Genomic DNA, 23,286 nt, shown 5'->3' on the forward strand with positions numbered 1-23,286 from the left:
AACGCTACTGGCTACTACGGAGACCGCATGGCAGCCCCCGCCCCCTCCCCTGTTGCCCGGCTCGCGGACGAGCCCGCCGACCACCGCTTCAAGGGGCTGCCCCCGGACGCCGCCGCCGCGGGCACCACCCTCGGCGAGCTGGCCGGCGAGCGCCGCTCCCTGTTCACCGGCGGCTTCACCACCCCCGTCCTCGCCCTCTCGGCGGAGCGCCTGGAGCACAACCTCGCCGCGCTCGCCGACTACTCCGCGCGCCATGGCCTCGCCTTCGCCCCGCACGGCAAGACCTCCATGGCGCCCCAGCTCTTCGACCGCCAGCTGAGGCACGGCGCCTGGGGGATCACGCTCGCCGTCCCGCACCAGGTGCGGGTGGCCCGCGCCTACGGCGTCCCGCGGATCTTCCTCGCCAACGAGCTGGTGGACGCGGCGGCACTGCGCTGGCTCGCCGCCGAACTGGACGCCGATCCGGACTTCCGCTGCGTCTGCTACGTCGACTCCCCGCACGGCGTCGCCCTCATGGACGAGGCCCTGCGCGCCGCCGGCGCCCGGCGTCCCGTCGAGGTGGTGGTCGAGCTGGGCGCGGGCGACGGCGCACGCACCGGTGCCCGTACGGAGACCGAGTGCGCCGCCGTCGCCGACGCGGTGGCCGCGACCGGCACGCTGCGCCTGGTGGGCGTCGCCGGATACGAGGGCGAGGTACCCGGCGCCGACCTGGAGGCGGTACGCGGATGGCTGCGGCGCCTGACCGGCCTGGCCGTCGCCTTCGATACGGCGGGACGCTTCGAGGGACTCGACGAGATCGTGGTCAGCGCGGGTGGCAGCGCCTGGTTCGACGCGGTCGCCGAAGCCTTCGCCGAGCTGCCCGAACTGTCGGCACCCACGCTGAAGCTGCTGCGCTCGGGCGCGTACGTCTCCCATGACGTCGGTCACTACCGCCATCTGACGCCGTTCAACCGGCACCCCGACGAAGGAGGTCTCCAGGCCGCCTTCACGCTGTGGACGCAGGTCGTCTCCCGGCCGGAGGCGGGGCAGGCGTTCCTCAACGCCGGCAAGCGGGACGCCGCCTTCGACCTTCAGCTCCCCGAACCCCATGTGGTGCGGGGCGCCGGGGGAACGGTGCGCTCCGCCGCGGGGCTCACCGTCACCGCGCTGAGCGACCAGCACGCGTGGCTGCGGGTGGACGAGGGCGTCGACCTGGAGGTCGGCGAGTGGGTGGGGCTCGGGATGTCCCATCCCTGCACCATGTTCGACAAGTGGCAGGTGATCCCCGTCGTCGACTCCGACGGCACGGTCACCGATCTGGTCCGCACCTTCTTCTGAGCTTCTGAGGCACCCGTCTTGGACACGGTCATTCGCGGCGCCCGCGTCGTCGACGGCACGGGCGCCCCCTCCTACCGGGCCGATGTCACCCTCCGCGAAGGCCGCATCCTCCGGATCTCCCCCGAGGGGGAGCCGCGCGCCGGCGGCACCCGCACCCTCGACGCCGACGGGCTCGCGCTGGCCCCCGGCTTCATCGACATGCACGCCCACTCGGATCTGGCGATCCTCCGCGACCCCGAGCACACCGCGAAGGCGGCCCAGGGGGTCACCCTGGAGGTGCTCGGCCAGGACGGGCTGTCCTACGCACCCACCGACGACACCACCCTCGGCGCGATCCGCGAGGCGATCACCGGCTGGAACGGTGACGGCAGCGATATCGACTTCGACTGGCGCACGGTCGGCGGCTATCTGGACCGGATCGACCGGCAGGGCACAGCGGTCAACGCCGCGTATCTGGTCCCGCAGGGCAGCGTCCGGATGCTGGCGATGGGCTGGGACGACCGCCCGGCCGCCCCGGACGAGCTCGCCACCATGAAGCGCCTGGTCGCCGAGGGGATGGCGCAGGGCGCGATGGGCCTGTCGTCCGGTCTGACGTACACGCCCGGTATGTACGCCTCCGACGCGGAGCTGACCGAGCTGTGCCGGGTGGTGGCGGAGTACGGCGGCTACTACTGCCCGCATCACCGCTCGTACGGCGCCGGTGCGCTGGAGGCGTACGCGGAGATGGTGGCGCTCACCCACGAGGCGGGCTGCGCGCTCCATCTCGCGCACGCCACGATGAACTTCGGCGTCAACCAAGGCCGGGCGCCCGAGCTTCTCGCCCTCCTCGACAGGGCGCTCGCAGGCGGCGCCGACATCACCCTGGACACCTACCCCTACACCCCGGGCTGCACCACGCTGGCCGCGATGCTGCCGAGCTGGGCCAACGCGGGCGGCCCGGAGGCGACGCTGGCGCGGCTGGCCGACCCGGCGACGGCGGCCCGTATCCGGCACGTCATGGAGGTGGAGGGTGCCGACGGCTGCCACGGGGTGCCGATCGAGTGGGACACCATCGAGATCTCGGGCGTCGGCAATCCGGAGCTGGCCGGCCATGTGGGCCGCACGGTCGCCGAGTCAGCGGCACTGCGCGGCGAGGAACCGTGGGAGACGGCACACCGGCTGCTGACCGAGGACCGGCTCGGCTCGACGATCCTGCAACACGTCGGCCACGAGGAGAACGTCCAGGCGATCATGCGGCACCGCGTGCACACCGGAGGCAGCGACGGCATCCTCCAGGGCGCCAAACCGCATCCACGCGCGTACGGCACCTTCCCGCAGTATCTGGGCCGCTACGTACGCGAGTTGGGCATCCTCTCCCTGGAGGAGTGCGTCGCCCACCTCACCGGCCGCCCGGCCACCCGGCTGCGCCTTCCCGACCGCGGCCTGCTCCGCGAGGGCTACCTGGCGGACCTGGTGCTCTTCGACCCGGAAACGGTCGCCGCCACCGCGACCTTCGACGCCCCGCGCTCCCTCCCCGTCGGCATCCCCTACGTCTTCGTCGCCGGCCGCCCGGTCATCAAGGACGGGCGACGCACGGATGTCCTGGCCGGACGGGCGGTACGGCGCACGGTATGAGGGCTACGCCCGTACGGGGAAATCGGAGGTGTCGACCTCGATCCGCTCGCCGGTGCTGAGCGTGAGCCTGAAGGGCTGCCCGTAAGGGATCTCCTTGACCTTGCCGTATCCGGTCGCATGAGGCTCGGTCAGCAGAGTGCAGAGTTGCTTGAACGGGTCGGCGATCAGGTAGAGGTCGATCCCGAACCGTGCGTACTTGGCGACGTTGCGGACGTAGTCCTTCTCGTCACCGGGCCGGGAAGCGACCTCGGCCACAGCAAGGACATCGATGCAGTCATAGCTGTCGCCGTGCCGCTCGGCGTCGTGGGCGAGGATGGCCAGGTCGGGCGCGGCATCGTTCTCCCCCGGAAATCTCAGCCACACATTGCCGATCACCCGCTCCCGGCCGATCGGAAACGGCACGGCGTCCTCGACGGCCCTCCTGATCTGGAAGGCGGTCCGGGACTGCTCCGGAGTCCGCGGCGACATGATCACCGTGCCGTCGAACACCTCGACTTTGTACCCCTCCGGCACACCGTCGCGTGCGAGCAAGTCGCGCATCACCGGCACAATGACCACCTCTCCCCGGCAGGGACTACGCGTGCTGGTAGGCCACCAACGAAATCCCCACATAGTGGACGACGAACGCGGCCAGCGTGAAGGAGTGGAAGACCTCGTGGAAGCCGAACCAGCGAGGCGAGGGGTTCGGGCGCTTGATGCCGTAGATGACGCCGCCCGCGCTGTAGAGGAGGCCGCCGACGATGACACACACCAGCACCGCGATCCCGCCGGTCCGCATGAAGTCGGGCAGGAAGAAGACGGCGGCCCAGCCCATGGCGATGTAGCAGGGGGTGTAGAGCCAGCGGGGCGCGCCGACCCAGAAGACACGGAAGGCGATACCGAGACCGGCGGCTATCCAGATGCCCCACAGCAGCAGGTCGCCCCGCCCGTCGGGCAGCAGCAGGATCGTCAGCGGGGTGTAGGTGCCCGCGATGATCAGGAAGATGTTCGCGTGGTCGAGCCGCCGCAGCACGGCGTTGATCCGGGGGCTCCAGTCACCGCGGTGGTAGAGCGCGCTGATCCCGAACAACAGGCAGGCCGTCAACGTGTAGACGGCGCAGGCGATCCGGCCGCGCGTGCTGTCGGCGAGCGCGGTCAGGAACATTCCGGAGATCAGCACGGCGGGGAACATCCCCAGGTGCAGCCAGCCCCGCAGCTTGGGCTTGATGACCTGCGCCGCGGAGTGCGCCGATGCAGACAGCCGGGCGGCGGCCGAGTGACCGGCCGAATGGTTGGCCGAGTTGTGGTCGGCCGGGGCAGCGGCCGGCTGGGAGGACGAGGCATCGGCTGCGGGGGAGGCCGGATGCGGGACCGTGGGTGAGGCCGTGGGGGAGGCCGAGCGGGAGTCGGGCGAGGACGACGCGCCGGACGGTGGGGACGTCACGGCGGCGGGCTCCGAAGACGGGGACGCGGAGTCGGTCATCGGGCCATCGTACCCACGCACGTCCTCGACCTACGTGCCCGTAGGTTACGGCTCACCAGCAGCAGGAATGACCCTGCGTGCCAGCTGGGAAGACCTTACGTGTCGACAGCCACACACCCCCCGTCTGGACAGACAACCATTCGCACCGCATGATCAGATGAGCATAAGCGGCACCGGATGAGCGACGAGACAAACTGCCACGAAAGCATCCGGGTCGCGGCCCCCAAGGGGCGCGCTGACAGTCGAAAAAACCCTCAAACGTCTGGAGCGATCGTGGCGCGCAGTTCTGCGGCTCCCCTCACCTCAGCCCCGTCTCCCTCGCACACTTCGGCCACCGGGGACGCCCCCACCCGCCACCAGGAGCTGCTCTCCTGGGTCGGCGAAATCGCCGAGCTGACCCAACCCGACCGCGTCGTATGGTGTGACGGCTCCGAGGCCGAGTACGACCGTCTGTGCGAAGAGCTGGTCGCCAAGGGCACGTTCAGGAAACTCGACCCGGTCAAACGCCCCAACTCCTACTACGCCGCCTCCGACCCGTCCGACGTCGCCCGGGTCGAGGACCGCACCTTCATCTGCTCCGAGAAGGAGGCGGACGCGGGCCCCACGAACCACTGGAAGGACCCCGCGGAGATGAAGGCCGTCTTCGCCGGGGAACAGGGCATCTTCCGCGGTTCGATGCGCGGCCGCACCATGTACGTCGTCCCGTTCTGCATGGGCCCGCTCGGCTCCCCGCTCTCCGCGCTGGGCGTGGAGATCACCGACTCCGCGTACGTGGCCGTCTCCATGCGCACGATGACGCGGATGGGCAGCACGGTGCTCGAAGAGCTCGGCGAGGACGGCAACTTCGTCAAGGCCGTGCACACCCTCGGCGCCCCGCTCGCCGAAGGCGAGGAGGACGTGCCCTGGCCGTGCAACTCGACCAAGTACATCTCGCACTTCCCCGAGACCCGCGAGATCTGGTCCTACGGCTCCGGCTACGGCGGTAACGCACTGCTCGGCAAGAAGTGCTACGCGCTGCGCATCGCCTCCGTGATGGCACGCGACGAGGGCTGGCTGGCCGAGCACATGTTGGTGCTCAAGCTGACGCCGCCGCGCGGTGAGGCCAAGTACGTGGCCGCGGCGTTCCCGTCCGCCTGCGGCAAGACGAACCTGGCCATGCTCCAGCCCACCGTCCCCGGCTGGACGGTCGAGACGATCGGCGACGACATCGCCTGGATGCGGTTCGGCGAGGACGGCCGCCTCTACGCCATCAACCCGGAGGCGGGCTTCTTCGGCGTGGCCCCCGGCACCGGCGAGGACACCAACGCCAACGCCATGAAGACCCTGTGGGGCAATGCGGTCTTCACCAACGTCGCGCTCACCGACGACAACGACGTGTGGTGGGAAGGGATGACGGAGGAGCCGCCCGCTCACCTCACCGACTGGAAGGGCAACGACTGGACGCCGGAGTCTGGGACCCCGGCTGCCCACCCCAACGCGCGGTTCACCGTCCCGGCAGGACAGTGCCCGATCATCGCCCCCGAGTGGGAGGACCCGCGCGGTGTGCCGATCTCGGCCATCCTCTTCGGCGGCCGGCGCGCCTCCGCCGTCCCGCTGGTGACCGAGTCCTTCGACTGGCAGCACGGCGTCTTCCTCGGCGCGAACGTCGCCAGCGAGAAGACCGCCGCCGCCGAGGGGAAGGTCGGCGAGCTGCGCCGGGACCCGTTCGCGATGCTGCCCTTCTGCGGCTACAACATGGGCGACTACTTCGCCCACTGGCTGGAGGTCGGCGAAGGTGCCGACGCCGCCAAGCTGCCGAAGATCTACTACGTCAACTGGTTCAAGAAGGACGAAAACGGAAAGTTCGTCTGGCCCGGCTTCGGCGAGAACAGCCGGGTGCTCAAGTGGATCGTCCAGCGGCTGAACGGGGAGGTCGAGGGCGTCGAGACCCCCATCGGCCTCCTGCCGCGGAAGGAGGACCTCGACACCGAGGGGCTCGGCCTGTCCGAGGCCGAGCTGGACTTCGTCCTCGCGGTCGACAAGGACGTCTGGCGCGACGAAGCGGCGCTCATCCCCGAGCACTTGAACACCTTCGGTGACCACACGCCGCGTGCCCTCTGGGACGAATACCAGGCTCTGGTGCAGCGCCTGGGGTAACCGGCATGGCCGGTTGTGGGCAATCGTTCCTCCCCCAGCCTCCGGCCGGGGGTACCCCCAGGGTGGAACGGGTGGGCACAACCGGCCCGCACGCCGCACGACGGCCGTACCCCGCGCCGTGCAGTGGGCGTCTTTCGGGTGCGGCCCGGTGGGCAAGCGCAGCAGGTGGCGGGCGCAGCCCAAGTGCAGTAGGGGTGAGCGGTGCCCAAGTGCGGCGGGGTGATTACGCCGCGGCTGTTTCTGGGGAGTGCGCCGTGAGGCGTTCCGTCATCAGTGCGGTGACTGCCTCATCGCCGCGGGAGGTGGCGACAGCCAGCGCGTTGCCCGCGAGGGTGTGGGCCCGCGCGTGGAGGGAGGCGACATGCTCGGCGTCGGCCCGCAGGGCGGAGGGCTCGGCGCGTAGCGGCGCCCTCCCGCCGGAAAGGCGGCCCGCATGAGCGGCGAGCTCATGAGCGGCGGCGTCCAGCGAAGCGGAAGGCGTCAGCGCCCGCAGCTCGTCCGTCACGGTCAGCAACGCGGTCAGGTGCCCCGCCAGGCGGATGTCCAGCTCTTCCTCGCGGGTGCGCCGCGGCAGTCCGGACTGGGTGCTCTCGGCCACGGTGTGGACCGACTTGGTGCGGATCGGTTCGTACATGGACGGCCTCCTGATGCATTCAGGAGGCCATCCTAACTTAGACACCGTCTAAAGTTGTCCCGCGTTCATGAAACAGCTACAGGCGGTCACAAACGGTCACGGCTGGCTGTAGCCGTCCAGGAAGCGGCCGATCCTGGTCACCGCATCGCGCAGTTCGGTCACGCCGGGCAGATTGACGATCCGGAAGTGATCGGGTTCGGGCCAGTTGAACCCGGTGCCGTGGACGATCATGATCTTCTCGGCCCGCAGCAGGTCGATCACCATCTGCCGGTCGTCCTTGATCTTGTACACCTTCGGATCGAGCCGCGGAAACGCGTAGATCGCACCCTTGGGCCGTACGCAGGTGACGCCCGGGATCTGCGTCAGCAGCTCGTACGCCGCATCACGCTGCTCGCACAGCCGGCCGCCCGGCAGCACCAGGTCCTCGATCGACTGCCGTCCGCCCAGCGCGGCGGCGACAGCGTGCTGCGCGGGCACGTTCGCGCACAGCCGCATGTTGGCGAGGATCGTCAGGCCCTCGATATAGCTCTCGGCGTGCGCCTTGGGCCCGCAGACCGCGAGCCAGCCGCTGCGGTAGCCGGCGACCCGGTAGGACTTGGACAGGCCGTTGAACGTCAGCGTCAGCAGGTCGGGCGCGACGAGGGTGGTCGGGGTGTGCGTGGCGCCGTCGTAGAGGATCTTGTCGTAGATCTCGTCGGAGCACACGATCAGGTCGTGGCGGCGGGCGATGTCGGTGAGGCCGCGCAGGACCTCCTCGTCGTAGACCGCGCCGGTGGGGTTGTTGGGGTTGATGATGACGAGCGCCTTGGTGCGGTCGGTGATCTTGCGCTCGACGTCCACCAGATCGGGCATCCAGTCGGACTGCTCGTCACATCGGTAGTGCACCGCGGTGCCGCCCGCCAGCGAGACCGAGGCGGTCCACAGGGGGTAGTCGGGCGCGGGGACCAGCACCTCGTCGCCGTCGTCCAGCAGCGCCTGCATCGACATCTGGATCAGCTCGGAGACGCCGTTGCCCAGATAGATGTCGTCGACCGACAGCTCGATGCCCTGCTTCTGGTAGTGCTGCATCACGGCTCGGCGGGCCGAGAGCAGGCCCTTCGCGTCGCCGTAGCCGTGCGCGGTCCCGACGTTGCGCAGCATGTCCTCGAGGATCTCCGGCGGGCAGTCGAAGCCGAACGCCGCCGGGTTCCCGGTGTTGAGCTTGAGGATCTGATGCCCTGCCGCCTCCAGCCGCGTCGCCTCCTCCAGGACCGGGCCCCGGATCTCATAACAGACGTTGGCGAGCTTCGTCGACTGGATGACGTGCATAGCTGCCACCCTACGGGCGCCGCTGAACGGCCGCTTCGTGTTTTCCCTCACCTCGGGGATCCCCGCCCCGGCGACCTTGGAGCTGATATTGACAGTGTCTCCTATTTGAGAGTTACTGTCATCACGCTCGAAGGAAGGGGGCAGCCCCATGACCACCGCACCCCGCAGCACGGCACACCGGTGGTGGGCACTGGGCGCGCTCGGCGCCTGCATGCTCACGCTCGGTTTCGACCTGACGATCCTGAATGTCGCACTGCCCGAGATGGCGTCCCAACTGCACGCCGACACCGGTGACATGCAGTGGATCGTCGACGCGTACGTCGTCGTCTTCGCCGCGACGATGCTGCCCGCCGGTCTCCTCGGCGACCGCTACGGCCGCCGGCGGCTGCTGATGGCGGGGCTCGCCGTCTTCATCGTCGGCTCGCTGCTGGGCACTCTCGCCGACCGGCCCGGCTGGGTGATCGCGGCCCGCGCCGGGATGGGGCTGGGCGCGGCGCTGGTCTCGCCCCTGGTGCTGTCCGTGCTGCCACCGCTCTTCCCGGACGAGAAGGAGCGCACCAAGGCCATCGGAGTGGTGACGGCGGCCGTCGCGGGCGGGATGCCGCTCGGGCCGATCGTCGGCGGCTGGCTGCTGGACCACTACTGGTGGGGCTCGGTCTTCCTTGTCAACGTCCCGCTGGCAGCGCTCGGCATCCTCGCCTGTCTGCTCCTGCTGCCCGAGTCCCGCGACCCGTCGGCCCCCCGTGTCGATCCGCTGAGCGGCGTGCTGGGCGTCGCCGGACTCGCCGCGCTCGTCTTCGCGATCATCGAGGGGCCGACGCGTGGCTGGGGCGATCCGCTGGTCGTGGGGCTCTTCCCCGGCTCGGCGCTGCTGCTGGCGGGCCTGCTGCTGCGTGAGCGGCGCACGGGGCAGCGCGGGGCCCGGCCGATGCTCGACCTCACGCTGCTGCGCGCCCCCGGATTCCGCTGGAGCGCGCTGACGGTGACGCTGGTGACGATGGTGCTGGCAGGACTGCTGTTCATCGTCCCGCAGTACCTCCAGGCGGTCCTCGGCCATGACGCGCTCGGCACCGGTGTGCGGCTGCTGCCGATGATGGCCGGGATCGTGGTCGCAGCCCGGGCGGCCGGACCGCTGGCCGGGAAGCTGGGGCCGCGGCCGGTGATCAGCGCGGGGCTCACCACGCTCGCGTTCGCCGCGTTCCTCGGCGCCCGTACCGGCACCGCCGACGGCTATCCGCTGGCCGCCACCTGGCTGACGATCACCGGACTCGGCGCCGGTCTGGCCATGGTGCCCGCCATGGACGCGGCCCTCGCCGCGCTCCCCGCCGACCGCACCGGCAGCGGCTCGGGACTGCTGATGACGGTTCGGCAGATGGGCACGGCGCTCGGCATCGCGCTGCTGGGGAGCCTGCTCGCCCAGACATACGCGACGCGGCTGGACGTGGACCGGGACGCGATGGGCACCCGCGCAGCGGCAGCGGCGGAGGATTCGGTCGTCTCCGCGCATCTGATCGCCGACAGGCTCGGCCTGCCGCGGCTCACGGACGCCGCCGACACCGCCTTCCTGGCCGGGATGAGCCAGGTGCTGCTGCTGTGCGGGGCGGCGGCGATGGCAGGCGCGCTGCTGTTGGTGGCCACCCCCGGCGCGCTGCCGCGGCGGCACCGGCCCGACACCGGCAGCGCCCCGGACATGGCCCTGCCCGGGGACGATGCCCGACAATAAGATCCATGGCCCCCGCACGTACAGATTCCGCCGACGACACCGACGCGAACGCAGAGCTTCCCCCGGCCAAGCCGAGCCTGCGTGAACGCAAGAAGATCCAGACCCGCCAGGCCATCCGGCGGTCCGCCTACCGCCTCTTCGAGGAACAGGGGTACGACGCCACGCCCGTCGACCAGATCGCCGAAGAGGCGGAGGTCTCCCCCAGCACGGTCTTCCGCTACTTCCCCACCAAGGAAGACATCGTGCTGACCGACGAGTACGACCCGCTGATCGAGCAGGCGCTGCGGGAGCGACCGCCGGGCGAGCCGCCGATCGCCGCGCTGCGCGAGGCGCTGTACGCCTCGATGGCCCGTATCTACCAGGCCGACGCCGCCGAGACCCTCCAGCGCATCCGCCTCATCCGGGAAGTGCCCGCACTGCGCGGCCGGATGAGCGAGCAGTCCGCCGAGACGGCCTGGCTGCTGCGGCGCGCCCTTGCCGAGCGCACCGGCCGCTCCGAGGACGACCTCGAACTGCGGATCGTGACCGGCGCCATGCTCGGGGCCCTGACGGAGGCCATGTACTCCTGGGTGGACACCGGCATGACGGGCACGCTGGAGGACCTGCACGCCCTGGTGACACGCGCGCTGGCCGTACTGGAACGCGGCCTGACGCTGTAGGGCCTCGCGCGGCGGCGCGAACCCGGGGCGTACCTCACTCCCGCAAGGCCGCCTCCAGCGCCTCCGCGTCCGTCACCGGCGCCGCGCAGACGAATCCCCGGCATACGTACGCCGCCGGCCGTCCGTCCACCAGCCCCCGGTCCCGCAGCAGCGGAACGCCGGACGTACCCGGCGCGCCCACGGCGATCACCGCGCCGGGTGCGCCGGACAGCAGGGCGGTCCGGTGCAGTGCGCCGACGCCCTCCTCGCCCACCACGGCGACCTCACGCGGCCCGTCCAGCAGCGCCTCGCCGACGGCGAGCCCCCAGCCGATGAACCGGGGCGCCCGTGAGGCCAGTTCGCGGACGACACCGAGGGCCCGCTCGGCGGCCTCCCGGTACCGGTGGTCCCCCGTGTAGGCGCCGTATGTGAGCAGCGCACCGGCGGCGGCGTTCCACCCGGAAGGCACCGCGTTGTCGGTGGGGTCCTGGGGGCGCCGGATCAGCTGTTCGGCGTCGTCGGCCGTGTCGTACAGCGTGCCGTCCTCACCGGCGAACCGTTCCAGCACGGTGTCCAGCAGCAGGCCCGCGCGGTTGAGCCACTCCGCTTCGCCGGTCACCGCGTAGAGCGTCAGCCAGCCCTCCGCCGTGTCGGCGTAGTCCTCCAGCACGCCCGCGCTGCCGCCCCGCACACCGTTGCGGGAGGTGCGCACCAGTCGCCGCCCCTCATCGAGGGTGTGCACCTCGGCGAGCAGCCGCGCGGCGCCCACGGCGGCCTCGACCAGATCGGGCCGTTCGAAGTAGGCGCCGGTCTCGGCGAGTGCGGCGACGGCCAGGCCGTTCCAGGCGGTGACGACCTTGTCGTCGCGCTCGGGCCGGGGCCGCCCGGCACGCGCCTCGAACAGCCTGCGCCGTACGGACTCGAAGCGGGTGGCGTCCGTCAGCGGAGACTCGCGGTCCGGGAGCTGCAGCACCGAGGCACCGCCCTCGAAGGTGCCCTCCTCGGTGACGTGGAAGCACTCGGCGGCCAGCTGCGCGTCGGCCTCGCCCAGCACCTCGGCCAGCTGCGCCGGGGTCCACACGTAGTAGGCGCCCTCGGCATGGCCGCCGTGCCCGTCGTCGCTGTCGGCGTCCAGCGCGGAGGCGAAGCCGCCCTCGGCGGTGCCCAGTTCACGGACCAGGAAGTCCGCCGTCTCCAGGGCGACGCGGCGGGCCCGCTCCGCCCCCGTAGTACGCCACAGATGCGCGTAGACGCGGCACAGCAGCGCATTGTCGTACAGCATCTTCTCGAAGTGCGGAACGACCCACTCCGCGTCCACGGAGTAGCGGGCGAACCCGCCTCCGAGCTGGTCGTAGATGCCGCCCCTGGCCATCGCCTCGCATGTCGCCTCGACCATCTGCAGCGCGCCCTCGGAGCCGGTGCGGGCGTGGTGCCGCAGCAGGAACTCCAGCACCATCGACGGCGGGAACTTCGGTGCGCCGCCGAACCCGCCCCGCCGGGCATCGAAGTCCTTGGTCAGCCCGAGCAGCGCGGCGCCCATCTCCTCGGCACCGGGGATCTGCGGCGCGCCCAGCCGGATGCTGCGCCCGGCCAGATCGGCGCTGATCCGGGAGGCGACGTCGGCCACCTCCTCGCGCCGGTCCTGCCACGCGGTCCGTACGCCCTCCAGGATCTGCCGGAAGGACGGCATGCCGTGCCGGGGCTCGGGCGGAAAATACGTCCCGAAGTAGAACGGCTCGGCCTGCGGCGTCAGAAACACCGTCATCGGCCAGCCGCCCTGCCCGGTAGCCGCCTGCACGGCCTCCATGTAGACGGCGTCCACATCCGGCCGCTCCTCGCGGTCCACTTTCACGCTGACGAAGCTCTCGTTCATCAGCCGCGCCGTCGCCTCGTCCTCGAAGCTCTCGTGCGCCATCACATGGCACCAGTGGCAGCTCGCATACCCCACGCTGAGCAGCACCGGAACCCCGCGCCGCCGGGCCTCCTCGAACGCCCCCTCCCCCCAGGGCCACCATTCGACGGGGTTCTCCGCGTGCTGGAGCAGATACGGAGAGGTTTCCTCCGCGAGTCGATTCGCCATACCGCCATGGTGACGCACGGCCCCGACAGCCGCCGACTCCGCAAAGAAGTGGGCGGCGTGCCTCAGTGCGGGGTGCGGTCGCCGCCGGTGGCTTCCCAGCCGGCGACCGCGAGGGCGCGGTAGGCGGTGTAGGAGGCGGCGGGGTCGCCCTCGTCGACCCAGGGGACGGCGCCGACGTGGCCGTCGACGGCGGCGAGGGCTTCCATGGCCTCGCCGTAGCGTTCGGCGCGGACGAGGAACCAGACGAGCAGGTGCAGGACGTGGGGGCGTACCGGGTGGTCGTCCTCGACCTGGTCGACGGCGTACTCGGCGGCCTCGATGGCCTTGCTGATCTCCTCGCTCTGGTAGAGGCCGCGGACCATGTTCACCTCGGGCAGGTGGTCGTAGGCCGCGAACAGCGGCAGTGCGGCCAGCAGCGAGCCCTCGGGGGCCTGGGCTGCGGCGGTGCGGGCGAAGGTGTCGGCCTGCTCCTTGGAGCCCATCCCCTTCGCCGACCGGTAGGGCAGCGCCGCGAGGTGGGCTCCCATGTGGTCGGGTGCCAGCCGGCGGACGGTGTCCCACAGCGACTCGAAGTCGGCCTCGCGATAGCTCAGGTGGCGGGCGATGAACAGCTCGGTGATGTACGGCGTCGGGTCGGCGGGCGCGAGCTTCGCGGCGTCGTGCGCGACCTTGCGGGCCTCTTCCAGGATGATGCGGTGGTCGCCGGAGCCGGAGTCCGTCAGCGCCTGGAAGACCAGGAACTGTGCGTACACCTGCGCGCCCCCGTGGTCGCGCGGCTGCTCGGCGCGCCATTCGCGCAGCCACCGCGCGTCCCGTACCTGCGCGGCCTGCTGGTCCTTGCTGAAGGACACCACGTCGGGCGGCCCGTCCGCGCCCGCGGTGGCGCTGTGCGCCCGGGAGCGCGCCAGCTCCATCGCCGCGGCGCCCGCCAGGGACTGCACCCGCTGCCAGCGCAGCTCGTACTCGTCGCCGGTGAAGGCCAGCAGCCGTGCCACCGGCTGCCAGTCCTGGGTGCGCTGGGCCTCCTCCAGCGCCTCGACCAGCTCCCGGTCCGGTCCGGGCAGCCGTACGTCGAGCTGGTCGGAGGGGACGAAGCCGTACCCGGCCGTCGGGTCGAGCGCCTGGGTCAGCCCTCTCGCACCGTCCTGCTGCAGCCGCCTGCGGCGCATCGCCGGATAGACGGCCACACCGAAGATGGCGACGAGTGCGATCAGGAAAAGCAGGGCTTCCATGGCGTCGGATCTCCACGCTGTCACGGGCTGGGCGCACCTCCCGGCCACAGTCCCCCAGCTGCCGCTGGGAGGTGCCCCCGGGGATGCTGGGTCGGGGCCGTACGAGGGCGAAGCTTGCTGCGCGCCCCACTCCACCGTACGGCCCACTAGTCTCGCCCCCATGAGTGAGCAGCGCGACAATGGCATGGGCAGCGGGGCGGACAGCACCCCGGGATCCCCGCAGCAGACACAGCAAGGCTTCGAGACCCTCGCCATCCATGCGGGGCAGGCCGCCGACGAATGCACGGGGGCGGTCGTACCGCCCATCCACCAGGTCTCCACCTACAAGCAGGACGGCGTCGGCGGGCTGCGCGGCGGCTACGAGTACAGCCGCTCCGCGAATCCCACCCGCACCGCGCTGGAGGAGAACCTGGCGGCGCTGGAGGGCGGCAGGCGCGGGCTGGCCTTCGCCTCGGGGCTGGCCGCCGAGGACTGCCTGCTGCGCACGCTGCTCACCCCCGGCGACCACGTGGTCATCCCCGACGACGCGTACGGGGGCACCTTCCGGCTCTTCGCGCGGGTCGCCGAGCGGTGGGGCGTGCAGTGGTCGGTTGCCGACTCCTCCGACCCGGCCGCCGTACGGGCCGAACTGCGCGAGCGCACCAAGGCCGTCTGGGTGGAGACTCCCTCCAACCCGCTGCTGGGCATCACCGACATCGCGGCGGTCGCGCAGGTGGCGCACGAGGCGGGTGCGCGGCTCGTCGTCGACAACACCTTCGCCAGCCCCTATCTCCAGCAGCCGCTCGCGCTCGGCGCCGATGTCGCCGTGCACTCGACGACGAAGTACATGGGCGGCCACTCCGACGTGGTGGGCGGCGCGCTGGTCGTCACCGACCCCGCGCTCGGCGACGAACTGGCCTTCCACCAGAACGCGATGGGCAGTATCGCCGGGCCGTTCGACTCCTGGCTGGTGATGCGCGGCATCAAGACGCTGGGCGTCCGGATGGACCGGCACGGGGAGAACGCGGCCCGCGTGGTGCAGCTGCTGACCGCGCACCCGAAGGTCACCGAGGTCTTCTACCCCGGGCTGCCCACCCACCCCGGGCACGAGATCGCCGCCAAGCAGATGCGGGGCTTCGGCGGGATGGTGTCCTTCCGGGTCACGGGCGGCGAGGAGGCTGCCGTACGGGTCTGCGACCGTGCGCAGCTGTTCACACTGGGTGAGTCACTCGGTGGTGTCGAGTCCCTGATCGAGCACCCGGGCCGGATGACCCACGCCTCGGTGGCGGGCTCCGCGCTGGAGGTGCCGGCCGATCTGGTCCGCCTCTCGGTGGGCATCGAGTCGGCGGACGACCTGCTGGCGGACCTGACCCAGGCGCTGGACTGACCCCTTTCCCAGATCTCCCGGGACCTTTTTCCCGGATCCCCCGGGACCTTCCCGATCTTCCCGGGTCGCTTTGCCGGATCGGCCCCCCTCGCCGCTCACCAGCCCACCGCAGGTGACGTCGTCGTCGGGGGCGGCTCCGACCAGGGGTGGGTGGTGAGGGACCAGATGCCGAGCGCCAGCAGCCCCGCCAAGACCCCTGCCCACAGCGCCGTGAGCAGTATCCGGCGCCGCCGCAGCAGGCGGGCCCCGTCCGCGAGGGCCCGCTCCGCGAGATCGGGGGGCACGGGTTCGGCGGTGCGCTGCGCCAGCAGGCGCCGCACCTCGACCTCCTTGCGGTCAGGCAGGCTCATGCGCGGCCTCCGCGCCCGCACGGGGACGGCTGAGTACCGTCGCCATGGCGCGGGTGTGCAGCGCGCGCACCCGCTCGACCGGGAGGCCGAGCCCCGCGGCGACCTGTTCCTCGGCAACGCCCTCGTACAGCCGCAGCACCAGCACCAGCCGCTCCTGCGGGGTCAGCACCCCCAGCAGTCCGCCCCGCGGGCGGCGGTGGCGCCAGCCGGTGTGGGCGAAGCGGGCCGCCAGCGTCAGCCGGGTGCGGTCGTAGGGGTCCTCGCCGCGCAGCCGCCCCCAGTCGGCACGCGTCCGCGCGAGCGCCCACACCAGCAGCCGCTCCGCCTCGGGCGCAGCGCCGGGGGGCTCGGCGGTCAGCAGCGTGGCGGCATGCAGCAGCCGGCCACCCGCGCCCGCGACGAACGCCTCGAACTCCCGGGCGCGGAGGCGCTCCTGCCGTGCATGACGCTCTCGCACGCCGCCTCCCGTGCCGCCTATAGGACGGCAGGCGGACAGATCAAATCAAGAGGCGCGTCAGGGACTCGGTCCCCCGGAAGCAGAACGTGTCACAAACCGTCTCGCCAGGAGACGGTCCGGTCAGGAGCCGGGCGTGGGGGGCTGCGCGAGACTGCTCGGGTTCAGTTCGAGCATCGACTTGTTGAAGCGGGTCAGCAGCTGGCAGAACGTCCCGCGTTCCTCGTCCGTCCAGTCCTTGGTGATGAGTTGCATCAGGTTGCGGCGCGAGGAGCGCACCTCCTCCAGCCGCGCCTGACCGCGCGGCGAGAGCTGGAGGACGACGGCGCGCCCGTCCTCGGGGTGCGAGGTCCGCTTGACCAGGCCGGACTCGACCAGCGGTGCGACCTGCCGGGTCACCGTCGAGGAGTCGATGCCCATACCTGCGGCGAGCGCCTTGACGCCCATCGGACCCTCCTGGTCGAGGCGGTTGAGCAGGAGGTAGGCGGCGCGGTCCATGGAGTTGCGGGCCTGACCGAGCCCGCCGAGCCGGGTCTGCTCCGCGCGGCGCGCGTACACGGCCAGCTGGTGCTGCATGGCGTCCAGCACAGCGGTTCCGGAAGCGGCGTCGGGGGCGGCTGAGGCGGTGGCACCGTCGTCGGCAGGCACCGCGGGTTCGTTGTCCGGCGCGTCGGGGGTGTCTGTCGTCATGTCCGGGTGCGTGGGCATGGCAGGTGCGCTCACTTCGTCGGTCTGCGGGATTTTTTGTGGAGTTTTGACAGTTTTGGGGTGGTCTATTGGGTGCGTCGACCTGAGGTGGTGGCCACAGAGTACGCGGAGCGGACCGAGGACGTACCTCCAGTGCACAAACCAGTGACGTGGACCACCCCCGCCCGCCTGCCCTTCCGCCCGCGCCCCGTCCGCCTGCCCGCCCGTTCACCGGCTGCCAGACTGGCGGAATGGTCACCAGTGCAACCCCCTCCGCCCCCTCCCAGCACCGCGAACTCCCCGTCTCGCTGGACGATGTACGCCTCGCCCAGAAGACCCTCGCCGGGGTCGCCCGTACGACGGCCATCGAGGGCAGCCGGCACCTCTCCGCGCTGGTCGGTTCGCCCGTCCACCTCAAGTGCGAGAACCTCCAGCGCACCGGGTCGTTCAAGCTGCGCGGCGCCTACGTACGGATCGCCGGGCTCTCGCCCGAGGAGCGGCGGCGCGGCGTGGTCGCCGCGAGCGCGGGCAACCACGCGCAGGGCGTCGCGCTGGCGGCCTCCCTGCTCGGGGTGACCTCCACGGTCTTCATGCCGGTGGGAGCGCCGCTGCCGAAGGTCGCGGCCACCCGCGAGTACGGGGCCCGGGTGCGGATGCACGGCCAGGTCGTGGACGAGACGCTGGAGGCCGCCAAGGAGTACGCGCACGCCACCGGCGCCGTCCTCATCCACCCCTTCGACCACCCGCATGTGGTGGCGGGCCAGGGCACGCTGGGCCTGGAGCTGCTGGAACAGTGCCCCGAGGTGCGGACCGTCGTGGTGGGCGTCGGCGGCGGCGGACTGCTCGCCGGGATGGCGGTGGCCATCAAGTCGCTGCGCCCGGACGTGCGGCTGATCGGGGTGCAGGCCGAGGGGTCGGCCGCGTATCCGCCGTCGCTGCGGGCCGGGCGCCCGGTGGCGCTGGAGTCGGTCTCGACGATGGCGGACGGCATCAAGGTCGGCAAGCCCGGGGACGTGCCGTTCGAGATCATCCGCACCCTGGTCGACGACATCCGTACGGTCTCCGAAGACGCCCTCTCCAGCGCCCTGTTGCTCTGCCTGGAGCGGGCCAAGCTGGTCGTGGAGCCCGCCGGGGCGAGCTCGGTGGCGGCAGTGCTCTCGGCGCCGCACAGCTTCGAGGGCCCGGTCGCCGCGGTGCTCTCGGGCGGGAACGTCGACCCCCTGGTCATGCAGCGGACGCTGCGGCACGGCATGGCGGCAGCGGGGCGCTATCTGTCGCTGCGGCTGCGCCTCTCGGACCGGCCGGGAGCGCTGGCTGCGCTGCTGGGGGAGCTGTCGGTGATGGACGCCAACGTGCTGGACGTGAGCCATGTGCGGACCGATCCGCGGCTCGGCCTGGACGAGGTGGAAGTGGAGCTGCATCTGGAGACGAAGGGGCCGGAACACTGCGTCGAGGTCGCCTCCGGGCTGCGCGCGGCGGGTTACACGGTCATGAGCTGACGGGCGCGGGGTACCCGATGCCGGACGCGGACTATCGCGTATTGCTTGACGCGATACATCGCGTCACTTCATACTGCTGTGCGACGGGGCTCAAGCCTCGTGGTGCATCCGTACATGCCGGAATTGTCCGGCAGATCTAGCATCTTCGTAGAGCTTCACGCTCCACACTCTGGGAGTCCATCCATGCCAGGTGCCATTTACGCCGAGGGTCTGGTGAAGACCTTCGGCGAGGTGAGGGCTCTGGACGGCGTCGATCTCGACGTCCCCGAATCCACCGTGCTCGGCCTGCTGGGGCCGAACGGCGCGGGCAAGACCACCGCGGTCCGAGTGCTGACCACACTCCTGCGGCCCGACGCGGGCACGGCCGTCGTCGCCGGTGTCGACGTGCTCAAGAACCCCACGGCGGTGCGCCGTTCGATCGGCCTCTCGGGCCAGTTCGCCGCCGTCGACGAATATCTGACCGGCCGCGAGAACCTGCAAATGGTCGGCCAGCTCTACCAGATGTCCGCACGCGACGCGAAGAAGCGGGCCAACGAACTGCTGGAGCGGTTCAACCTGGCCGACGCCGCGGACCGTACGGCCAAGACGTATTCGGGCGGCATGCGCCGCCGCCTCGACCTGGCCGCCGCGCTGGTCGTCAGCCCGCCCGTGATGTTCATGGACGAGCCGACCACGGGCCTCGACCCGCGCAACCGGCAGCAGTTGTGGGAGGTCATCGAGGAACTGGTGGCCGGCGGTACGACGCTGCTGCTGACGACGCAGTATCTGGAGGAGGCCGACCGGCTCGCGCACGACATCGCCGTCGTCGACCACGGCAAGGTCATCGCCCGCGGCACCTCCGACCAGCTCAAGGCCCAGACCGGCGGCGAGCGCATCGAGGTCGTCGTCCACGAGCGCGAGCACATCCCCGCGGCACGGGAGATCCTCGACAGCCACGCACTGCGCGGAACGGCGTGCGAGGGCTGCACCGTCGAGCAGCACACCCGCAAGCTGACCGTCCCGGTCACCGGCGGCGCCAAGCTGCTGGCCGAGGTCATCAGGGAGCTGGACGCACGCGGTATCGAGATCGACGACATCGGCCTGCGCCGCCCCACCCTCGACGACGTCTTCATCTCCCTGACGGGCCATGCCGCCGAAACCGAGCGGGAGCCGCAGACCGCCGGTCCGAACACACCCGAGGACGAGCCGGTGGAAGCCGTCCAGCACACGCCCGAGTCCGAGGAGACCGCGAAGTGACTGCCACAGCACAGGCGGCGGCGCCGACAGCCCCCGACGGCCGCGACGGCATCGCCCAGTCGATAACCGACTCGCTCGTGATGGCCAAGCGCAACCTGATACGTATGGTGCGCATACCCGAGGTCGTCATCTTCGGACTGATCCAGCCGATCATGTTCGTGGTGCTGTTCAGTTACGTCTTCGGCGGCTCGATCAAAGTGCCCGGCGCCGGCACGAACGCCGGCTCCTACCGCGAGTTCCTGATGGCGGGCATCTTCGCGCAGACCGTCACCTTCGCGACGGCGGGCGCCAGCGCCGGTATCGCAGAGGACATGCACAAGGGCCTCGTCGACCGGTTCCGCTCCCTGCCGATGACCCGCGGCGCCGTGCTGACCGGGCGCACCATCGCCGACCTTGTACAGACGGCGCTGACGCTGGTCGTTCTGGCCATCGTGGCGGCACTCGTCGGCTGGGCGCCGCACGACGGCCTCCTCGAAGCCCTCGCCGGCTTCGGACTGCTGCTGCTGCTCGGCTACGCGTTCACCTGGATCGGCGCACTGATCGGGCTCTCCGTACGCACCCCCGAGGCCGCCACCTCCGGCGGGCTGATCTGGCTGTTCCCGCTGACCTTCATCTCCGTCGCGTTCGTGCCCTCGCAGAACATGCCGACGTTCCTCCAGCACGTCGCGGAGTGGAACCCCTTCAGCGCGACGGTCGTCGCTTGCCGCGAGCTGTTCGGCAACCTGCCCCCCGGCTATCCGGTCCCGGACGCCTGGCCGATGCAGCACCCGGCGTTGGCCTCGCTGATCTGGTCCGTCGCCATCGTGGTGGTCTTCCGCACCCTGGCGGTCCGCAAGTACCGCTCGGCGACGGCGTAAGCCCCGGCCGGCCCTGACCCGGCCCCGAGCCCGGCCCCGGCCCCGAGCCCCGAGCCTCACGAACGGCGGACGGCCCGCGCTGCTGCGCGGGCCGTCCGCCGTCGGTAGGTGGGGCGCTTCCCGGCCGGGGCCCGGGGAAGTTCCGCCGTCGGCCCGGCAAGGCTCGGGCCGGTAGGAATCAGCCCTGGTAGGGCTTGGCCTCCAGGATGCGGACCGAGGCCAGCTTGCCGTTCGGCAGCTCGTACTCGGCGTCCTGGCCGACCTTCTTGCCCATCACGCCGGAGCCCAGGGGCGACTGCGGGGAGTAGGTCTCGATGTCCGAGCTGGCGTATTCGCGGGACGCCAGGAGGAAGGTGATGGTGTCGTCCTCGTCACCGTCGAAGGCGATCTTGACCACCATGCCGGGCTCGACCACACCGTCGTCCGCCGGAGCCTCACCGACCTTGGCGTTCTCCAGGAGCTGCTGAAGCTGCCGGATCCGCAGCTCCTGCTTGCCCTGCTCCTCCTTGGCCGCGTGGTACCCGCCGTTCTCGCGGAGGTCGCCCTCCTCGCGAGCCGCCTCGATCTTCTTGGAGATCTCGGTGCGTGCAGGACCCGACAGGTACTCCAGCTCGGCCTTGAGCTGGGCGTACGCCTCCTGGGTCAGCCAGGTGACGTTGTCGCTGGTCTGGGTCACAGGTGCTCCTCGTCGGTACTGGGGATATCAGCTGATGCAGCAAACGCCCTACCAGAAAGGGTGCGCCTTCACTGGTGGGCGAAACCACGAGCTTAACAATTCCGTCGGAAAAGGGAAGAAGACCCTCGCTCCACCGCAGGTCAGCGCGGTCCGCGGGGCATGCCGGTGAGCGGGGCCGCCGGGCTCACCTCGGCTGGCAGCCCACCAGCTCCGCGCTGGTGGCGCGAGCCGTCGTACGCACCGTGATCACCTTGTCGACGCGGGAGGTCCCCGAGGGGAACTCCGCGTCCTTGCGGCCGACCTCGCTGCCGTTCTCGGCCCGGGTACGCAGCGTGCACACGCCCGCGGCGCCCGCGTCCTTGCGCACCTCCAGATGCACTTCCACGGCGCTGTCGGAGACGACCTTGAACTTGATCAACTCGCCGCTCACGTCGTGGTCCGAGACGTAGGAGACCCCGATCCAGCCGATCAGGGCGAGCATCAGCACACCCAGCACACCGCCGGTGATCTTCAGACGGCGGTCGGTGCGCGCCTCCGCGCTCCCGTCCTGACCCACAGAACGGCCCGCCGTACGCCCGTAACGCCCTTCGGGGACCTGTTGGCGCAGGTCAACCATGGTCCGTTCCTCTCGGCCTGCGCTCCGGTCGCACCCTGGGGGCCGGGCCGGAGCTGAGCGGGGTCGTACCGGGAATACATCACGGTGCTGATTCGGTCACTATAGAAGCCGCTCCCGGAACCGCCGAAGGCGGGCCGGGCCGATGGCGGAGCCGCTTTGACCTTATGAGGATTGAGTTGTGACTGAGCAACTGCGACTGATGGCCGTGCACGCGCACCCCGACGACGAGTCGAGCAAGGGCGCGGCCACCATGGCGAAGTACGTCGACGAGGGGGTGGACGTGCTCGTCGCGACGTGCACGGGGGGTGAGCGGGGCTCCATCCTCAACCCGAAGCTCCAGGGCGACACCTACGTCGAGGAGCACATCCACGAGGTACGCCGGAAGGAGATGGACGAGGCCAGGGAAATACTGGGCGTCAAGCAGGCGTGGCTCGGCTTCGTCGATTCCGGCCTGCCCGAGGGCGACCCGCTGCCGCCGCTGCCGGAGGGCTGTTTCGCGCTCCAGGACGTGGACGAGGCCGCCGGCGCACTGGTGCGGCTGATCCGCGAGTTCCGTCCCCAGGTGATCACCACCTACGACGAGAACGGCGGTTACCCGCACCCCGACCACATCATGACCCACAAGATCTCGATGGTCGCCTTCGAGCACTCCGCGGACACCGAGAAGTACCCGGAGGCGGAGTTCGGCCCGGCGTGGCAGCCGCAGAAGCTCTACTACAACCAGGGCTTCAACCGGCAGCGCACCGAGGCCATGCACAACGCGATGCTGGAGCGCGGCCTGGAGTCCCCGTACACCGAGTGGCTGGAGCGCTGGGAGCAGATGGGGATCAAGGAGCGCCAGATCACCACCTATGTGCCCTGCGGCGAGTTCTTCGAGATCCGTGACAAGGCGCTGATCGCGCACGCCACCCAGATCGACCCCGACGGCGGCTGGTTCCGGGTCCCGATGGACATCCAGCGGGAGGTCTGGCCGACCGAGGAGTACGAGCTGGCGAAGTCCCGCGTGGAGACCTCCCTCCCCGAGGACGACCTCTTCGCGGGGATCCGCGAGAATTGACGGTATGAGCCCGACGCAGACAACGCTCGTCCAGGTCCTCCCGCTGGCCAAGGACCTGGACGAGAACAAGGTGACCCCCGGTGTGCTCGGCTTCATCGTCTTCGCGTTGATCGGCGCCGCCGTGTGGATGCTGATGAAGTCGATGAACAAGCACATGAAGCGCGTGGACTTCGAGGAGCAGCCCGCGGACGAGCAGTCTGCGGACAAGCGGCCCGCGGACGAGCAGCCCGCGGCGGGCGGCAGCTCCGAGAAGACCGCGGCGGATGACGACGCACCCGCCGGGGCGTCCGCCGAGGCCACGGCCTCGGCAGCCCCGAAGCGGAAGGGCTGAAGCGGAGGGCTGA

At 70.8% G+C, this 23,286-nt stretch carries 22 protein-coding genes; 11 read left to right on the forward strand and 11 right to left on the reverse strand.

The window, feature by feature from the left end; translation table 11 throughout:
* Nucleotides 1-27 precede the first annotated feature (27 nt).
* Nucleotides 28-1,317, forward strand: a complete 1,290-nt coding sequence (locus tag ACTWP9_RS01105) for an alanine racemase (RefSeq protein ID WP_443244006.1) — start codon at nt 28-30, stop codon at nt 1,315-1,317.
* Between the two features lie 18 nt (nt 1,318-1,335).
* Nucleotides 1,336-2,931: an N-acyl-D-amino-acid deacylase family protein gene (locus ACTWP9_RS01110; protein ID WP_443244007.1), complete on the forward strand. Its 1,596-nt coding sequence runs from the start codon at nt 1,336-1,338 to the stop codon at nt 2,929-2,931.
* A 3-nt stretch (nt 2,932-2,934) separates the two neighbouring features.
* On the opposite strand, the gene ACTWP9_RS01115 is transcribed toward ACTWP9_RS01110, so the two are convergent.
* The gene (locus ACTWP9_RS01115; RefSeq protein ID WP_443244008.1) at nt 2,935-3,471 is read right to left on the reverse strand and encodes a Uma2 family endonuclease; all 537 of its coding nucleotides are present in this window, start codon (nt 3,469-3,471) and stop codon (nt 2,935-2,937) included.
* Nucleotides 3,472-3,505: 34 nt separating this feature from the next.
* Nucleotides 3,506-4,393: a PAQR family membrane homeostasis protein TrhA gene (trhA, locus tag ACTWP9_RS01120; RefSeq protein WP_443244009.1), complete on the reverse strand. Its 888-nt coding sequence runs from the start codon at nt 4,391-4,393 to the stop codon at nt 3,506-3,508.
* Nucleotides 4,394-4,666: 273 nt separating this feature from the next.
* Here trhA and ACTWP9_RS01125 point away from each other — a divergent pair, with 273 nt between their 5' ends.
* Nucleotides 4,667-6,529 (forward strand): phosphoenolpyruvate carboxykinase (GTP), encoded by a 1,863-nt coding sequence (locus ACTWP9_RS01125; protein WP_443244010.1) that lies wholly within the window; start codon nt 4,667-4,669, stop codon nt 6,527-6,529.
* A gap of 223 nt (nt 6,530-6,752) precedes the next feature.
* On the opposite strand, the gene ACTWP9_RS01130 is transcribed toward ACTWP9_RS01125, so the two are convergent.
* Both ACTWP9_RS01130 and ACTWP9_RS01135 read right to left on the reverse strand, forming a co-directional pair.
* Nucleotides 6,753-7,163: an SCO4983 family protein gene (locus ACTWP9_RS01130; RefSeq protein ID WP_443244011.1), complete on the reverse strand. Its 411-nt coding sequence runs from the start codon at nt 7,161-7,163 to the stop codon at nt 6,753-6,755.
* A gap of 96 nt (nt 7,164-7,259) precedes the next feature.
* Nucleotides 7,260-8,471: a pyridoxal phosphate-dependent aminotransferase gene (locus tag ACTWP9_RS01135; protein WP_443244012.1), complete on the reverse strand. Its 1,212-nt coding sequence runs from the start codon at nt 8,469-8,471 to the stop codon at nt 7,260-7,262.
* Nucleotides 8,472-8,619: 148 nt separating this feature from the next.
* Here ACTWP9_RS01135 and ACTWP9_RS01140 point away from each other — a divergent pair, with 148 nt between their 5' ends.
* Nucleotides 8,620-10,194, forward strand: a complete 1,575-nt coding sequence (locus ACTWP9_RS01140; protein ID WP_443244013.1) for an MFS transporter — start codon at nt 8,620-8,622, stop codon at nt 10,192-10,194.
* Nucleotides 10,195-10,199: 5 nt separating this feature from the next.
* Entirely contained in the window at nt 10,200-10,853 is a 654-nt protein-coding gene (locus tag ACTWP9_RS01145; RefSeq protein ID WP_443244014.1) for a TetR/AcrR family transcriptional regulator, read from the forward strand.
* 34 nt (nt 10,854-10,887) lie between these two features.
* Here the strand turns inward: ACTWP9_RS01145 and ACTWP9_RS01150 are convergent, their stop codons facing one another.
* Nucleotides 10,888-12,912 carry a thioredoxin domain-containing protein gene (locus ACTWP9_RS01150; protein ID WP_443244015.1) on the reverse strand — a complete coding sequence of 675 codons (2,025 nt, stop codon included), beginning with the start codon at nt 12,910-12,912 and terminating at the stop codon, nt 10,888-10,890.
* 62 nt (nt 12,913-12,974) lie between these two features.
* The gene (locus ACTWP9_RS01155) at nt 12,975-14,144 is read right to left on the reverse strand and encodes a hypothetical protein (protein WP_443244369.1); all 1,170 of its coding nucleotides are present in this window, start codon (nt 14,142-14,144) and stop codon (nt 12,975-12,977) included.
* A 184-nt stretch (nt 14,145-14,328) separates the two neighbouring features.
* Here ACTWP9_RS01155 and ACTWP9_RS01160 point away from each other — a divergent pair, with 184 nt between their 5' ends.
* A complete protein-coding gene (locus tag ACTWP9_RS01160) occupies nt 14,329-15,510 on the forward strand; it encodes a cystathionine gamma-synthase (RefSeq protein ID WP_443244370.1) in 1,182 nt (393 codons plus the stop codon).
* Nucleotides 15,511-15,605: 95 nt separating this feature from the next.
* Here the strand turns inward: ACTWP9_RS01160 and ACTWP9_RS01165 are convergent, their stop codons facing one another.
* The 3 genes from ACTWP9_RS01165 to ACTWP9_RS01175 all read right to left on the reverse strand — a co-directional run bounded on the left by ACTWP9_RS01165 (nt 15,606) and on the right by ACTWP9_RS01175 (nt 17,022).
* Nucleotides 15,606-15,860: a hypothetical protein gene (locus tag ACTWP9_RS01165; RefSeq protein WP_443244016.1), complete on the reverse strand. Its 255-nt coding sequence runs from the start codon at nt 15,858-15,860 to the stop codon at nt 15,606-15,608.
* The gene (locus ACTWP9_RS01170) at nt 15,847-16,317 is read right to left on the reverse strand and encodes a sigma factor-like helix-turn-helix DNA-binding protein (RefSeq protein WP_443244017.1); all 471 of its coding nucleotides are present in this window, start codon (nt 16,315-16,317) and stop codon (nt 15,847-15,849) included. The genes ACTWP9_RS01165 and ACTWP9_RS01170 overlap by 14 nt, the downstream gene beginning before the upstream one ends.
* Before the next feature lie 120 nt (nt 16,318-16,437).
* On the reverse strand, nt 16,438-17,022 hold the full coding sequence (locus ACTWP9_RS01175; protein ID WP_443244018.1) for a MarR family winged helix-turn-helix transcriptional regulator: 585 nt from the start codon (nt 17,020-17,022) through the stop codon (nt 16,438-16,440).
* A gap of 230 nt (nt 17,023-17,252) precedes the next feature.
* On the opposite strand from ACTWP9_RS01175, the gene ilvA reads away from it, so the two are divergent.
* The 3 genes from ilvA to ACTWP9_RS01190 all read left to right on the forward strand — a co-directional run bounded on the left by ilvA (nt 17,253) and on the right by ACTWP9_RS01190 (nt 20,593).
* The gene (ilvA, locus tag ACTWP9_RS01180) at nt 17,253-18,500 is read left to right on the forward strand and encodes a threonine ammonia-lyase (RefSeq protein WP_443244019.1); all 1,248 of its coding nucleotides are present in this window, start codon (nt 17,253-17,255) and stop codon (nt 18,498-18,500) included.
* Nucleotides 18,501-18,683: 183 nt separating this feature from the next.
* On the forward strand, nt 18,684-19,736 hold the full coding sequence (locus ACTWP9_RS01185) for an ATP-binding cassette domain-containing protein (RefSeq protein ID WP_443244020.1): 1,053 nt from the start codon (nt 18,684-18,686) through the stop codon (nt 19,734-19,736).
* Complete coding sequence (locus ACTWP9_RS01190) at nt 19,733-20,593, forward strand: ABC transporter permease (RefSeq protein ID WP_443244021.1); 861 nt, start codon at nt 19,733-19,735, stop codon at nt 20,591-20,593. The genes ACTWP9_RS01185 and ACTWP9_RS01190 overlap by 4 nt, the downstream gene beginning before the upstream one ends.
* Nucleotides 20,594-20,771: 178 nt before the next feature.
* Here ACTWP9_RS01190 and greA read toward each other — a convergent pair whose 3' ends face one another.
* Entirely contained in the window at nt 20,772-21,269 is a 498-nt protein-coding gene (gene greA, locus ACTWP9_RS01195) for a transcription elongation factor GreA (protein WP_443244022.1), read from the reverse strand.
* Nucleotides 21,270-21,453: 184 nt separating this feature from the next.
* Entirely contained in the window at nt 21,454-21,885 is a 432-nt protein-coding gene (locus tag ACTWP9_RS01200; RefSeq protein WP_443244023.1) for a DUF4307 domain-containing protein, read from the reverse strand.
* A gap of 178 nt (nt 21,886-22,063) precedes the next feature.
* On the opposite strand from ACTWP9_RS01200, the gene mca reads away from it, so the two are divergent.
* Complete coding sequence (gene mca / locus ACTWP9_RS01205) at nt 22,064-22,942, forward strand: mycothiol conjugate amidase Mca (protein ID WP_443244024.1); 879 nt, start codon at nt 22,064-22,066, stop codon at nt 22,940-22,942.
* A gap of 4 nt (nt 22,943-22,946) precedes the next feature.
* Nucleotides 22,947-23,273, forward strand: coding sequence for a hypothetical protein (locus ACTWP9_RS01210; protein WP_443244025.1), 327 nt, complete (start codon nt 22,947-22,949; stop codon nt 23,271-23,273).
* Nucleotides 23,274-23,286 lie beyond the last annotated feature (13 nt).

Source organism: Streptomyces sp. 3N207 (assembly GCF_052246355.1).
Taxonomy (GTDB): Bacteria; Actinomycetota; Actinomycetes; order Streptomycetales; family Streptomycetaceae; genus Streptomyces.

Bases quoted from the DNA above. Each gene is read 5' to 3' on its own strand.
- ACTWP9_RS01105 (WP_443244006.1), top strand. From the start codon at position 28: ATGGCAGCCCCCGCCCCCTCCCCTGTTGCCCGGCTCGCGGACGAGCCC.
- ACTWP9_RS01115 (WP_443244008.1), bottom strand. From the start codon at position 3,471: ATGCGCGACTTGCTCGCACGCGACGGTGTGCCGGAGGGGTACAAAGTC.
- trhA (WP_443244009.1), bottom strand. From the start codon at position 4,393: ATGACCGACTCCGCGTCCCCGTCTTCGGAGCCCGCCGCCGTGACGTCC.
- ACTWP9_RS01130 (WP_443244011.1), bottom strand. From the start codon at position 7,163: ATGTACGAACCGATCCGCACCAAGTCGGTCCACACCGTGGCCGAGAGC.
- ACTWP9_RS01135 (WP_443244012.1), bottom strand. From the start codon at position 8,471: ATGCACGTCATCCAGTCGACGAAGCTCGCCAACGTCTGTTATGAGATC.
- ACTWP9_RS01140 (WP_443244013.1), top strand. From the start codon at position 8,620: ATGACCACCGCACCCCGCAGCACGGCACACCGGTGGTGGGCACTGGGC.
- ACTWP9_RS01145 (WP_443244014.1), top strand. From the start codon at position 10,200: ATGGCCCCCGCACGTACAGATTCCGCCGACGACACCGACGCGAACGCA.
- ACTWP9_RS01150 (WP_443244015.1), bottom strand. From the start codon at position 12,912: ATGGCGAATCGACTCGCGGAGGAAACCTCTCCGTATCTGCTCCAGCAC.
- ACTWP9_RS01155 (WP_443244369.1), bottom strand. From the start codon at position 14,144: ATGGAAGCCCTGCTTTTCCTGATCGCACTCGTCGCCATCTTCGGTGTG.
- ACTWP9_RS01160 (WP_443244370.1), top strand. From the start codon at position 14,329: ATGGGCAGCGGGGCGGACAGCACCCCGGGATCCCCGCAGCAGACACAG.
- ACTWP9_RS01165 (WP_443244016.1), bottom strand. From the start codon at position 15,860: ATGAGCCTGCCTGACCGCAAGGAGGTCGAGGTGCGGCGCCTGCTGGCG.
- ACTWP9_RS01175 (WP_443244018.1), bottom strand. From the start codon at position 17,022: ATGCCCACGCACCCGGACATGACGACAGACACCCCCGACGCGCCGGAC.
- ilvA (WP_443244019.1), top strand. From the start codon at position 17,253: ATGGTCACCAGTGCAACCCCCTCCGCCCCCTCCCAGCACCGCGAACTC.
- ACTWP9_RS01185 (WP_443244020.1), top strand. From the start codon at position 18,684: ATGCCAGGTGCCATTTACGCCGAGGGTCTGGTGAAGACCTTCGGCGAG.
- ACTWP9_RS01200 (WP_443244023.1), bottom strand. From the start codon at position 21,885: ATGGTTGACCTGCGCCAACAGGTCCCCGAAGGGCGTTACGGGCGTACG.
- ACTWP9_RS01210 (WP_443244025.1), top strand. From the start codon at position 22,947: ATGAGCCCGACGCAGACAACGCTCGTCCAGGTCCTCCCGCTGGCCAAG.